Source organism: Aetokthonos hydrillicola CCALA 1050, from assembly GCF_017591665.1.
GTDB classification, from domain to species: Bacteria; Cyanobacteriota; Cyanobacteriia; order Cyanobacteriales; family Nostocaceae; genus Aetokthonos; species Aetokthonos hydrillicola.
The window spans coordinates 48290-60026 of record NZ_JAAKGC010000048.1 but is presented as its reverse complement, the minus strand read 5'-3'; the positions used below and the strand labels follow the sequence as shown (position 1 = coordinate 60026).

Annotated in this window: 15 protein-coding genes; 7 read left to right on the top strand and 8 right to left on the bottom strand. The window is 40.6% G+C overall.

Features of this window, described 5'->3' with window-relative positions; genetic code table 11:
• The 4 genes from nifW to G4P69_RS22195 all read left to right on the top strand — a co-directional run.
• A partial coding sequence (gene nifW, locus G4P69_RS22210; protein WP_208351254.1) for a nitrogenase-stabilizing/protective protein NifW occupies positions 1 to 273 on the top strand: 273 nt, incomplete at its 5' end.
• Between the two features lie 10 nt (positions 274 to 283).
• Complete coding sequence (locus G4P69_RS22205; RefSeq protein WP_208344642.1) at positions 284 to 1084, top strand: HesA/MoeB/ThiF family protein; 801 nt, start codon at positions 284 to 286, stop codon at positions 1082 to 1084.
• A 115-nt stretch (positions 1085 to 1199) separates the two neighbouring features.
• Positions 1200 to 1571: a HesB/IscA family protein gene (locus G4P69_RS22200; RefSeq protein WP_208344643.1), complete on the top strand. Its 372-nt coding sequence runs from the start codon at positions 1200 to 1202 to the stop codon at positions 1569 to 1571.
• A gap of 74 nt (positions 1572 to 1645) precedes the next feature.
• Complete coding sequence (locus tag G4P69_RS22195; protein ID WP_208344644.1) at positions 1646 to 1945, top strand: 2Fe-2S iron-sulfur cluster-binding protein; 300 nt, start codon at positions 1646 to 1648, stop codon at positions 1943 to 1945.
• A 63-nt stretch (positions 1946 to 2008) separates the two neighbouring features.
• On the opposite strand, the gene G4P69_RS22190 is transcribed toward G4P69_RS22195, so the two are convergent.
• Positions 2009 to 2413 (bottom strand): type II toxin-antitoxin system VapC family toxin, encoded by a 405-nt coding sequence (locus tag G4P69_RS22190; RefSeq protein WP_208344652.1) that lies wholly within the window; start codon positions 2411 to 2413, stop codon positions 2009 to 2011.
• A 2-nt stretch (positions 2414 to 2415) separates the two neighbouring features.
• Positions 2416 to 2631, bottom strand: a complete 216-nt coding sequence (locus G4P69_RS22185) for a hypothetical protein (protein WP_208344645.1) — start codon at positions 2629 to 2631, stop codon at positions 2416 to 2418.
• Positions 2632 to 3029: 398 nt separating this feature from the next.
• On the opposite strand from G4P69_RS22185, the gene G4P69_RS22180 reads away from it, so the two are divergent.
• Entirely contained in the window at positions 3030 to 4193 is a 1164-nt protein-coding gene (locus G4P69_RS22180; protein ID WP_208344646.1) for an LLM class flavin-dependent oxidoreductase, read from the top strand.
• Here G4P69_RS22180 and G4P69_RS22175 read toward each other — a convergent pair.
• Both G4P69_RS22175 and G4P69_RS22170 read right to left on the bottom strand, forming a co-directional pair.
• The gene (locus tag G4P69_RS22175; protein WP_208344647.1) at positions 4162 to 4647 is read right to left on the bottom strand and encodes a hypothetical protein; all 486 of its coding nucleotides are present in this window, start codon (positions 4645 to 4647) and stop codon (positions 4162 to 4164) included. The genes G4P69_RS22180 and G4P69_RS22175 overlap by 32 nt on opposite strands.
• A 408-nt stretch (positions 4648 to 5055) precedes the next feature.
• The gene (locus tag G4P69_RS22170; RefSeq protein WP_208344648.1) at positions 5056 to 5265 is read right to left on the bottom strand and encodes a TOBE domain-containing protein; all 210 of its coding nucleotides are present in this window, start codon (positions 5263 to 5265) and stop codon (positions 5056 to 5058) included.
• 234 nt (positions 5266 to 5499) lie between these two features.
• Between G4P69_RS22170 and G4P69_RS22165 the strand changes: the two genes are divergently transcribed.
• Complete coding sequence (locus tag G4P69_RS22165) at positions 5500 to 6138, top strand: class I SAM-dependent methyltransferase (protein ID WP_208344649.1); 639 nt, start codon at positions 5500 to 5502, stop codon at positions 6136 to 6138.
• A gap of 23 nt (positions 6139 to 6161) precedes the next feature.
• Here G4P69_RS22165 and G4P69_RS22160 read toward each other — a convergent pair whose 3' ends face one another.
• Complete coding sequence (locus G4P69_RS22160; RefSeq protein ID WP_243902621.1) at positions 6162 to 6824, bottom strand: DUF4142 domain-containing protein; 663 nt, start codon at positions 6822 to 6824, stop codon at positions 6162 to 6164.
• A gap of 1082 nt (positions 6825 to 7906) precedes the next feature.
• On the opposite strand from G4P69_RS22160, the gene G4P69_RS22155 reads away from it, so the two are divergent.
• Positions 7907 to 8278: a hypothetical protein gene (locus tag G4P69_RS22155; protein ID WP_208344650.1), complete on the top strand. Its 372-nt coding sequence runs from the start codon at positions 7907 to 7909 to the stop codon at positions 8276 to 8278.
• A 69-nt stretch (positions 8279 to 8347) separates the two neighbouring features.
• Here G4P69_RS22155 and G4P69_RS22150 read toward each other — a convergent pair whose 3' ends face one another.
• The 3 genes from G4P69_RS22150 to G4P69_RS22140 form a co-directional block, all read right to left on the bottom strand.
• A complete protein-coding gene (locus tag G4P69_RS22150) occupies positions 8348 to 9418 on the bottom strand; it encodes a WD40 repeat domain-containing protein (RefSeq protein ID WP_243902622.1) in 1071 nt (356 codons plus the stop codon).
• A gap of 116 nt (positions 9419 to 9534) precedes the next feature.
• The gene (locus G4P69_RS22145) at positions 9535 to 9831 is read right to left on the bottom strand and encodes a hypothetical protein (RefSeq protein WP_208344651.1); all 297 of its coding nucleotides are present in this window, start codon (positions 9829 to 9831) and stop codon (positions 9535 to 9537) included.
• Positions 9832 to 9987: 156 nt separating this feature from the next.
• Positions 9988 to 11484 (bottom strand): glycosyl hydrolase family 57, encoded by a 1497-nt coding sequence (locus G4P69_RS22140; protein WP_208351251.1) that lies wholly within the window; start codon positions 11482 to 11484, stop codon positions 9988 to 9990.
• Positions 11485 to 11737 lie beyond the last annotated feature (253 nt).

Genomic DNA, 11737 nt, shown 5'->3' with positions numbered 1-11737 from the left:
GAGTATTTTGAGTTTTTTCAAATTCCATATGACCAAAAATTTGTCAATGTAAACCGTTTGCATATCTTGAAAAAGTTCTCTCAATTCATCAAAGAAATTGATGATAATTATACTGAAATTAGCGCTTCAGAGAAGTTAAATAAATATCGTGAGGCTCTGCAAAAAGCTTATCAAGTATTTCTCGAATCCACGCCGCAACAAGAGAAGTTGTTCAAAGTGTTTAACGAGAAGCCTAAAAATGTAATTACGCTGACAGAAATCAGTTCTGATTAGGAGGTAAAAATTGGTAAACCTAACGCCTACCGAATTAGAACGTTATCGTCGCCAAATGATGCTCCCTAACTTTGGCGAGTTAGCACAACAACGCCTTAAATCAGCAACAGTGCTGGTGACAGGTGTGGGAGGATTAGGGGGTACAGCAGCACTTTACCTTGCGGTTGCAGGAGTTGGGCGGCTGATCCTAGTTCGAGGTGGTGACCTGCGCCTTGATGATATGAATCGTCAGATTCTTATGACGGATGATTGGGTAGGTAAGCCTAGGGTATTGAAAGCAAAACAAACTATCAGCGCTATTAATCCTGATGTTCAAGTGGAAGCAGTTCATGATTACATAACTCCTGAAAATGTAGACTCCTTGGTACAATCAGCTGATATGGCTCTTGATTGTGCTCACAACTTCACAGAGCGAGATGTGTTGAATGCTGCTTGTGTTCGCTGGCGTAAGCCAATGGTGGAAGCTGCAATGGATGGAATGGATGCTTACTTGACTACGATTATTCCTGGTGTAACCCCCTGTTTATCTTGTCTATTTCCTGAAAAGCCAGATTGGGATCGTCGCGGTTTTTCTGTTTTAGGTGCTGTTTCTGGTACGCTAGCATGTCTAACGGCACTAGAGGCTATCAAGTTAATCACTGGATTTAGCCAGCCTCTACTGTCTCAATTGCTGACAATGAACCTTACTCGGATGGAATTTGCTAAGCGGCGCTCTCACCGCGATCGCTCTTGTCCGGTATGTGGGAACACTGCACCTTGGAGATACTTGCAATCCACATCTCTAGAAACCACTGGTAATTTTACCAAATAGTTGTGTTCCTGAGCGCTACAAACCCTACACCCTGAATTACAACACTCAATAGCTAACTGGTTGATTGTTTTTACTCTACTAAAACAATCAACAACTAACAATTAACGGAGGTTCGATGACTGTTACATTGACGGAAAAAGCAGAATTTCGCTTACGAGCATTTTTACGTGGTTCTGCGCCTGAAACCGACACACCAACCAAAGGTATCCGCCTCTCAGTCAAAGATGGTGGTTGCAGTGGCTATGAGTATGGAATGGATGTTACAAGTTCCCCCAAACCAGATGATTTGGTGATTCAACAAGGCAAAGTGCTGGTTTACGTCGATGCTAAAAGCGCCCCATTGTTAGACGGAGTTGTTATCGATTTCGTTGAAGGTGTGCTCGAAAGCGGCTTTAAATTTATCAACCCCAACGCAACTGAAAACTGCGGTTGTGGAAAGTCATTTAAAGCAGGTGACTGTACCCCCACAGGTGTACCTTGCAGCTAATACCATTTTGGATTTTGACGTTGCACAAATCCAGCCAACAAACATAATTGTAAATGTCTGAGGAGAATCACAAAATGGCTACATACAAAGTTAGATTAATCAACAAAAAAGAAAATCTCGACACTACGATTGAGGTAGATGAAGACACTAACATTGTTGATGCAGCAGAAGAGAACGACATTGAGTTGCCATTCTCTTGTAAATCAGGTGCTTGCTCTAGTTGTGTTGGTAAGGTAGTTGAAGGTGAAATAGATCAATCTGACCAATCATTTTTGGATGACGAGCAAATTGAGAAAGGATTTGCTTTACTTTGTGTAACTTATCCCCGCTCTGACTGCACGATTCGCACTCATCAAGAACCATATTTAGTTTAATATAATCTAGGGACGTTACATACATGTAACGTCTCAACAGTTTTCTTCAAGAGCGAGTGCAATTTAAGAGGAACGCCAATTCTCGATTGGCAAATTTGGTACTCTTTGAAATTCCCTCAAGTTAGATGTTACCAAAATGTGATTGTGGGTTAGTGCTGTTGCTGCAATCAGTAAATCATAAGCACCGATAGGAGTACCTCCCGCTTTTAGGATACTCCTAATTTTAGCGGCAAGTTCTGCTTCTGACGTACCAAAAGGTAAGATTGTCATTGAACTTAAGAATGTTTCAATCACCAGTTGAATTTTTAAGGCACGTTGCGGATTGATTGCTAATCCATATTTCACCTCCATAATTGTTAGCGATGAAATAAAAATCTCAACAGGAGAAGTAGATTTTAAACGCTTGAGGGTGTTTTCTTCTCCTTTAACAAAATCACTAATCACGCAAGTATCGAGTAAATAACCCATCATTAAAACTCGACTTCTTTCGGTGGGAGGAGTTCATCCCGGTAAGATTCAAAAATTATACTTTCTGCTATACCTTGATGTTGCATAATAATTTCCGACCAAGTGGCTGGTTTGGTTTCTAAGAAAGTTACAAAAACTCGGCTTTCAATAATGTCAATTGGTGTTTCGGCAAGTTCAATTTTGCCGTTTTTATAAATTCCTTCAATTGTTCTTAGCATTTTTGTTCTCTGGCGGATGTAACGCGCTTTTAAGAGGTACAAAAACTATTATGGCAGACTCAGCTGATAATGATACCCAAACCGATCTCAAATTCCTTGAGATTTTTGCGAATACTTATTCTTATTTTTTACATTCACCTACTTCTCGCGCCTAACTACAGAATTGCACAAGTTCATGACGAAATAAAAATTAAGTCTTTTGTTCGTAGCAACGCACCACCACAAATTTAAGCTGCGTTACCGCTTTGCTTTGTCTATTAGAAAAAGTAGTAGACCGTCACACCCTAGGTCAAAGTAGATAGTTACGTGCTTTGTAACGATTGTATAGAAGCTGAGCCCAAGTCCAACATAGCAAGTACAATACTATGCTACCTCACTTAAACTCAGCTCATTAATCAATGCTTACCGAACCGATAAAATCTGTTGTAACACGAACGCCTGAACGCTTAGTTGAAATAGGTTGGTTTGACGACCTCTGCGGAGGAGATACACAATATCTAGGTGTATTGGATCACTCTCGCCGCAGCAACTACGATCACTGTCGCAATATTATGCTAACTGCTGAGCAAAAGGGGTTTGGTAATATATTGCTACCAACCTCATACCTTGTGGGACAAGAAGTCATTCCCTTTGCCGCAGCTATGGCACCACAAACCACAAGCATCAACATGCTAACCGCTGTGCGAACAGGCGAAATCTTTCCGATCATGCTAGCACGTCATATTGCTACACTCGACCATATTCTCAAAGGGCGGTTAACTATTAACATTATTAATTCCGCTTTACCGGGTATGGACGAAAGCCCTGAATTACGCTACAAACGATGCTCGGAAACAATAGAAATCCTCAAACAAGCCTGGATGCACGAAAGCATCGATTTTGAAGGCGAAATTTATCAAGTAAAACTTACTAGCACTGATCCAGTCAAGCCATACCAGCAAAATGGTGGACCATTGCTATACTTTGGTGGGATTTCTTCTGGTTCAAAACAAGTGTGTGCTAAATACTGTGATGTGTTCTTAATGTGGCCAGAACCGGAAGAAAGTATCTACGCAACCATGCAGGATATGAGCGATCGCGCAGCCGAATATAACCGCCAGATTGATTTTGGTTTACGTGTTCATGTGATTGTTCGGGAAACTGAAGACGAAGCCCGTACTTATGCTCAGAAAATTATGTCCAAATTTGATCCAGAACGCTTCAACCTCAAACAGCGCACACAAGATCACCAATCTCTGGGTGTCTTGCGGCAAGATGAGTTCCGAGCCAAATCCACGGATGATTATTTGGAGCCATTTCTGTGGGGTGGTATTGGTCGAGCGCGCTCAGGTTGTGGAGCAGCATTAGTAGGTACACCAGACCAAATTTTGTGGAAGATGAATCGTTACATGGACATGGGCATTCGGGCATTTATCTTATCAGGTTATCCTCTGATTGAAGAGTGTGAGTTATTTGGTAAGTACGTTTTACCACATCTGCCAACGGTTAAATTATCAGTGCTACAGGGACGTACACCCCAAGATTTGCCAACTACGCCGCTAACGACAGCAGTGCTGCGCTAGGACGTTGTCGCGCGCTTTTTTCTAAAATATTAGCTAGTTGATGTAGATTGATTTCACGCAGCGATACACATAAGCGATCAAGCTCTCGTGGAGATTTCCATGATTTGGGAACTTCGATGCCTTCCATTTGAGCAGCAGTGATTTGCTTTTGTTGATATTCAGCAGTAAAATGACTCCAGTCATTAACGGGGTAAGCGGTTTCCATAATGTCTTGTGGGTCTAGCTTAGACGCACGACAGTAGAGGATAAAAAGAGCTATTACACAAGTGTTTGTCGTTCCATCACAGACTTGCCCTAACTGAAAAGGTCTAGGTGATGGTGTTTTTTGGAGCAGCTGTCCTGCCAAAAACATCTTTTGAAGAATACCGTATTCGGTTTTCCATGTTTCGATCCGCATTGAGGCGTTGTTAGCGTATTCGTTAAATTCTTCAAGACTAAGTAATTTATACTCCATAAAAACTCCTCTTATAAATCTCAGATTTTTTATCCCAATTGCTCCAGAAGTTGAAGAGGTATAATTTCATGAATCTCTTTCAGTTCTGGGATATTTCCTTCACTGAGATTAATGTAGGCTATTTCTTAAAAAATTACAGTCCATAAAAGGTCAGACAAAGACACCTTTTTTTATAAAAAATAGTTTGTTGGGTCGTATTTAGTCAGTCAGAAAAAGTAAGATTATTTTGTCCTCATTCATGACTTGCCGAAAAAGTGTGCTGGGTGTGGTGTGTAGGGTGTGGGGTGTAGGACATTCATTTCATGGAACCCGTTCGTAGGGTAGTTCTATTCCGGTTCAATTCGGATTTCCCCTACACCCTACCCCCTACACCCTGTGACTATGGAGCTATAGCCTGTGGGCTTGGGTTCAATCAACCGCGACCATTACATCTGTTGCTTTAACAACAGCGTAAGCTTGTTTCCCTTCTTTCAGTCCTAGCTTTTCAGCAGATGATTTTGTGATAATTGCAACGACTTCTACTCCAGGCGCTATTTCTAACACTACCTCTGTATTAACTGCTCCTTCTACAATATGTTTTACCGTACCCTTCAAGGAATTACGAGCGCTAACTTCCATTTTCTATTTACCCTGTTTTATTTGATGAACAGTACATGTGTTAATAAAATGACCTGTTCATCCTAGCTCAACTGTAGTCTTTTGTTGACTTTTTAATATTTTTTTATACTTTTTTCTAAATAGTATTTCTATCACGTAAAAACTATATAGCAGCGGCATTTTAATATATGATTACTATACTCCTTAATGCAAATATTTATTACACACAGTTAGAAGTAAAAACTTACTTATTTTATGCCCGAGTCAGAAAATCCAGTTTTCAAGCGTGACTTTTGTGCTTACTATGATGCTGTTACTGGTCGCCCACCACGCGACACCCTACTTGCTGCTTTAGCTAGTGTTGATTCTGAACCTTCTACTAACGAAATACGCTTTGCGGTAGATCTTGGGTGTGGAGAAGGACGAGATACCGTAGAATTGTTGCATCGGGGTTGGCGGGTTTTAGCTATTGATAGTAACCCAGAGGCGATTCATCGCTTGCTCAGTCGTCCAGATATTAACCTGCAGCTTTTAGACACTCAAATTATTCGCTTTGAGGAAGTTATATTACCAGAATCAGTAAATTTAATAAATTCTAGCTTCGCTTTACCATTTTGTCCACCGGAGCATTTCCCAAGTTTATGGGAAAAGGTTGTTATATCTCTTCGTGTTGGTGGTCGTTTTTGTGGTCAATTATTTGGCGATCGCGACTCTTGGGCAATTCAAACTTCTATGAATCACCATAGTCGCACACAAATTGAAATGTTACTTCAACCTTTTGAAATTGAAATGTTGAATGAAGAAGAGCATCCCGGAAAAACAGCACTAGGCGACGAGAAATACTGGCATATTTTTCACATTGTTGCTCGAAAAAAACCCTACACTTTAGTGTAGGGTATAGTGGTATCTCTACTACCTTATTGAAGTTGCGCTACGTTTTTCTGAGCCATCTGTAGGTGTTCAGCCACAATTGGCGAGATCTTGTTTGCAAAGGCTTGTAAATCTGGATCTTGTCCTTGTTTAATATATTTTTGGTACTCAGCTTCAGTCTTAGTATGAGCTTGGATCTGTCCTTGCATGTATGCTCTATTGAACTGACTACCAGAAGTATTCTTCAAACCAGTCACTAAAGCTTGGTTATCTGCACCAACGCCTTTCGGTAAAGTGAATCCTTTCCGCTCTGCTATTTGCTTTAACTGGTTCGACGAATTTGTATGATCGCGAATCATTTCCTGAGCAAAGTTCCTCACAGTCTTATCTTGAGACTTTTGAAGCGCGAGTTTACTTATCTGAATCTCGGTATTGTCACTTTGTGCTGCTTTTGTCATGAATTCTTTGTCTAAAGCACTCAGTGAAGAAGAACCAGAATTGGTAGTGTTAGGAGCGGAGGTAGTACCAGAAGAGGGTTCACTCATTGTTCCTGGTGTATTCTGAGCAAGAATAGACTGTGTCGAACTGTCAGAGAAACTCGATCTGAAGTCTGCTTGCGCCAGTTTGGGAAAACCAATTAAAGCGCTGATACTAGCAACTCCCAGAAAGCTACCAGCAAGTTTTTTGATCAACCTTTTTTGATAGAGCATATTTCTTAATCCCTAACTTGATTTCAGTCTTTGTAAAGATGGAGATGGTTTGAATTGCCGTGGACTCATATAGGTGAATGTGCTTGTTGGAGTGAGCATACACAAGGGCTGAAGGAGATTTGGCGTAAGGAACGTTTTAAAAATCGAGCAGGTTGTATGGACGCTTTTGTTATTAGTACGTGATAGCGTCAATTCTTCGACGGCATCAACATTTGATCGGGCGATCTTACTAGTTACTTCTACCAATTCTCAATAATCAGACTGTGCGCTTCTAGTCTGTCATCGTCTGTAGACAATTTTCTTTGAAATTGTATCAATTAAGGCAGAACTGACCTTTGAACTCCCTTATACAAAGATAAGCGTCACAGTTTGCTCAAACTTCTACCCTAGGAATAACCTCTGTTACACCTCGAGAGAGACTTTGTTTTGAACTAGAGGCTAATCCTGTAGTAGGTGCTGTGCAGCTAAATAATATTTTTGCGGAGAAAAATTGCTAATGGAATCTATTAGCAAGAAACTGCAAATAATTGTCAATTAATAATATTTTGTGCAGGATAATTTTCTTCCCTAAAAGTATAATTGAAGTCATTTTTTTATTAAGTTATGTTTATTATGGGTTTATCTGGAAATCTAGAGATTAAAGTGTGAGGTATTGTTTTTCAGAGAGTGGATATCATGTTGGTGCAATTGTCTCTTCAGTTTATGTTCAGCAAGACAAATACAGCTAATTTTTGAGTTTGATAAACTTGCTTTGAATGCAGATTCGGGATTTGCCAACAGGGAGTTTGTCTATAATAATGCAATTTGTGCAGAGTTTTAGACAAAGCAATTCATAGATTTAAGGCTGAAAAGTACTTTGCTTGTTATGATGAAACACCGGATTTTTTTTGGAAATAACGAAAAATCCACTTTCATAATTAAGTGAGTCGCCGCGTTAAAACAAATGTATGTTCAGTTTTACAGATACCTTATAACGATTCATATATAAGGTTTTTAGAACTTACATTTCATGACATAGGGTCGTTTTTGGAACGCTAGTTTACTTATGGCAATTAAAATTTCCTAGGAGAAATAAAGAGAAAATGAGAAGCTATTTTGTACGTGATAACGATGATGTGCGTCCACTCCAACCTACATCAGCAGATATTGTTCTGCGTCAGAGATTAGAGTCTTCTATTAGTAAATTGTTTTATGAGCGTAGCGATCGCCGCATTCAAAATTTGTTGTCAAGCTGTAGATGGTATGTAAGAACTCATGCGACTGCTTTAACATTGGTCATAGAATGTCCAGATCAAGCGACTAATTGGCGTGTCTTACAACAAATCGTGCCAATGGCGTCGTTGCTCAACTCAATCATCACTAGTGCCAAAATTCGGGTTTGCCCTCCCAACAATCAGGGATTCCCATTTGAAATGAGAGTAGATGAATTATCAGTGTATCAAGAGCGAGCGTAGATCAGTGAACAGTAAACAGTTATCAGTTATCAAGGCGTTTGGTGCGGTAATGACTGATAACTGAACCATCTATTGGTTGAACCAAATATTAATTCTTTGGTCAAAACCCCCAGTGGCTAGTATTTGTCCATTAGGACTAAAGGCTACAGTTCTCACCCAATCAGAATGTCCGTAAAGCGATTTGACTAACTCGCCTGTAGTCAGATTCCATAGTTTAACACCATCTTTACCACCACTAGCAAGGGTCAAACCATTGGGGTTAACAGCTATAGAGTTTACCCAATTATTGTGTCCCACCAAAGTGCGAACTAATTCCCCAGTATAGACATTCCACAGTTTAATAGTATGATCGTGGCTAGCACTCACTAATGTTTGCCCATCTGGAGTAAAAGCTATGCTGGTTACAGTAGTAGAATGTGCTGGAATTGTGGTGATTAATTTTCCTGCTTTTAAATCCCATAGCTTAACAACGCCGCTATCGTCACCACTTGCCAGAGTCTGACCATCAGGACTAATAGCTACTGTATTAATGAAGTTATCGTAACGTACTAGATTAGCAAGTGGCCGCTGTTGTATCAAATCCCAAAGACGAATTCCGTCTAAAGCACCACTAACAAGCACTTTGCTATCTGGAGTTATAGCTATTGATAGTACATTGCTTGTATGTGCTACAAACGAGCGGGTAAATCTATTGGTTCTGAGATTCCAAAGATTTATTGTATCGTCGTCACTACAGCTAACTAAGGTTTGACCATCTGGCGAAATTGCCAAAGATTCTACGGCTGTTTTTTGCGCTCTATTAATAATCCCAGATCTCTTGCCAGTTGCCATATTCCACAGGCGAATGACACCATCATTCTCTGAGCCGCCACTAACAAGTACTCTGCTATCTGGACTAAAGGCTAAGGATTTAATAGTGCCTATATGATCTTGCAAGATGTAAACCAGTTGTGGGTTGAAAAAACCCTTGATAGGAGATGGAGCGATTGGTATTGTAAATTTCTTGGTATCGGCAGGATTGGCAGAAGGTGTTTGTAGCACGGTCGCGATCGCAACTGCTCCTGTTAAGCTCAAGAGCATCAACAGATTTTTTGCAATAGAGATTTTCGAGTTATGTAATTTCTTTGGAAATTTCGTCATACATTTTTAGATTTACGCTGTCGAACCATTGCTGGTTAACGACATTTAGTATTTCACGCGAACTGTCTCCGTGCCAAACACTTAAATTTAACAACTTCTAATTTTCAGTCCATTCATTATGAGAGTGGTTTTTTCTTAGAAACCGAGAGCATTGGTAAATTAGGACTTGACGAGCGAGGGGGTAAGTAATGTTGCACTACAGGCTCGTCTGGGATAATAGGACGATGCTGTTGTATACGCCACCACCGATAAACAAGTGTTACCCCTGCTGTTCCCAAACCAAAAGCAAACAATGACCAGCTGTCATCCAGTCCACCTATCAGTGCATCTACAAAGCCCATTGTAATCAACAGACTGATCACTGGCTCTTTTCGGTAAAATGATTTCAAAAAACGAGGCAGTACAAAATTCATAGCTTGGGTATTTTATTTCACCTACTTTTTGTCGCATTTTATACCACTTGCGAACAAAGTGGATTTTCAGTTTTCTCTAATATAGATTGAGAGTACTTGACTCGCAATCGGTGCTTTTAATTCTATTATAAATTTATTCGCTTCTATTGTTAAAGCTTAGCGAAGCAGAGCTTTACCACGCTGATAGAGTTCACGAGCATAGTCTGTCCAAGTTCCTTGTCCCCAATAGCGGAAGCAACTTGTTTGCAGCAATAGATTATATAGTAGGGCTTGTTGGTATTCAGGCTGCTTAGTCACAGAAGGATCTTGTTGTATGAGTGGATCGTACTTTGCGTGGAACAACACACTAAGTTGATTCATTGGTTCTAGGACATCTTCGTAACCTTGAACCCAACTTAAATGATTTGTCCAAGAAGCACCATCCATGTGGAATTGATGGTCAGTTTGTTTTAAGGACGCGATCGCATCTTCCACTTTCGCTGGTGTTGCGTTTTCTGGATCGACTCGCTGCCAAATTTTGTGTTGCTGCACAGCTTGACAAGCTGGATAATCTTCAGGATTAACACCAAGAGCTTCAATCAATTCTAGATATTCAGTACCATTAAGTCCGACTACACCAGATTTCCCCCCACCTTCGTTACGGATTTCATGCCAAACTCTAAATAAATCGCGGGGATATTCATTCATCATCACACCACCATTTTCCCCATCAGCGATTTGAGTCACCAGTGAAGGAATTAAATTCTCTCCAACTTGCTGCTTACCGCGTCCTTTTGCCTCAAAATAAGGCTGCATCTGGGCTACTAATTTTGTATCTGAGCCTTGGGTTTTAATTAATGCTGTGATGCTCATCGTTTCGCCTTGAGAATTGCGAGCAACCAAACGATTCGGGATATATTTATCCTCATGACGTAATCCTGAACCGTCGAGACGTTCTACCGAATGCTCCTGCACCATTAGCCAGCGATACCCGCATTCTTTCAACGCTTTAATATACTCAAACAGAGTATCTGGGTGATTAGGCAAGTGCATTTCTGGAGGAGAAAATCCCTTGACTCGCTTTAACGCGTCGTAGCCAAAAATAGCAGCAAAGTGATGCTGCCATGCTTGAATATGTAATTTAATATCGGGAATGGGCGTAGAAGGAACAACTGCATGACTCCACATTGTTCCTAGCCATTCAACATAAGGCTGATATTGGGGTTCACAAGTGATACGCTTGAGATTGTTGAGGATGTCGTCACGTCCCATTTGCTGCAATCCCCACAACAAATTACCTGAATAATCAAGCATAATTCGAGGATTACAACCCTCACTCACAAGTTGAGGGATAAAATCTCCCATACGGCGATAGCACCAAGCAAACGGTTCAGCGTTGTGATTATCCCCTTGATGAGGATGTTCAAACATATACTGAAGATTGCTAATGAGTGCTTTATTGGCACCTGCAGGAATAGTGGGTTGATGCATATGAAGCGCGCAAGCAAATCCTGCTTTGATGTCTTCTAGGTGTAGATTAGTATTTGGTAGAAAAATAGACTCATGGAGGTTCACGACGGAACGAATTTCTGCCTCCCAGCCGCAAATGTTCGGTAATCCTAACCTTATTTGTTCTAAAACAGGTAAGTTGGATGATGAGGCTTGTGCAGTCATGGGGTTTCCTTTGAGCGTGCTTTCAATATGCCCAATTCGAATAATACCGCAAGTTAGGATACACCTTTAATAAAAAGGAGTCAGGAGTCAGAATTCAGAAGTCAGAATGCACCACCCATAAAGGGATGGTGTTTTAAGAAAAGTTTCAACCTCTATCTCATCCACAAGGAACGAGGTTTTAAGCAACAACTTCATTCTGAACGCCAGGTGCTTTATGCCGGGAAACCCGTCCATCGCACTGGCTCCTCCTGGC

Bases quoted from the DNA above. Each gene is read 5' to 3' on its own strand.
- G4P69_RS22200 (WP_208344643.1), top strand. From the start codon at position 1,200: ATGACTGTTACATTGACGGAAAAAGCAGAATTTCGCTTACGAGCATTT.
- G4P69_RS22195 (WP_208344644.1), top strand. From the start codon at position 1,646: ATGGCTACATACAAAGTTAGATTAATCAACAAAAAAGAAAATCTCGAC.
- G4P69_RS22190 (WP_208344652.1), bottom strand. From the start codon at position 2,413: ATGGGTTATTTACTCGATACTTGCGTGATTAGTGATTTTGTTAAAGGA.
- G4P69_RS22185 (WP_208344645.1), bottom strand. From the start codon at position 2,631: ATGCTAAGAACAATTGAAGGAATTTATAAAAACGGCAAAATTGAACTT.
- G4P69_RS22180 (WP_208344646.1), top strand. From the start codon at position 3,030: ATGCTTACCGAACCGATAAAATCTGTTGTAACACGAACGCCTGAACGC.
- G4P69_RS22175 (WP_208344647.1), bottom strand. From the start codon at position 4,647: ATGGAGTATAAATTACTTAGTCTTGAAGAATTTAACGAATACGCTAAC.
- G4P69_RS22170 (WP_208344648.1), bottom strand. From the start codon at position 5,265: ATGGAAGTTAGCGCTCGTAATTCCTTGAAGGGTACGGTAAAACATATT.
- G4P69_RS22165 (WP_208344649.1), top strand. From the start codon at position 5,500: ATGCCCGAGTCAGAAAATCCAGTTTTCAAGCGTGACTTTTGTGCTTAC.
- G4P69_RS22160 (WP_243902621.1), bottom strand. From the start codon at position 6,824: ATGCTCTATCAAAAAAGGTTGATCAAAAAACTTGCTGGTAGCTTTCTG.
- G4P69_RS22155 (WP_208344650.1), top strand. From the start codon at position 7,907: ATGAGAAGCTATTTTGTACGTGATAACGATGATGTGCGTCCACTCCAA.
- G4P69_RS22150 (WP_243902622.1), bottom strand. From the start codon at position 9,418: ATGACGAAATTTCCAAAGAAATTACATAACTCGAAAATCTCTATTGCA.
- G4P69_RS22145 (WP_208344651.1), bottom strand. From the start codon at position 9,831: ATGAATTTTGTACTGCCTCGTTTTTTGAAATCATTTTACCGAAAAGAG.
- G4P69_RS22140 (WP_208351251.1), bottom strand. From the start codon at position 11,484: ATGACTGCACAAGCCTCATCATCCAACTTACCTGTTTTAGAACAAATA.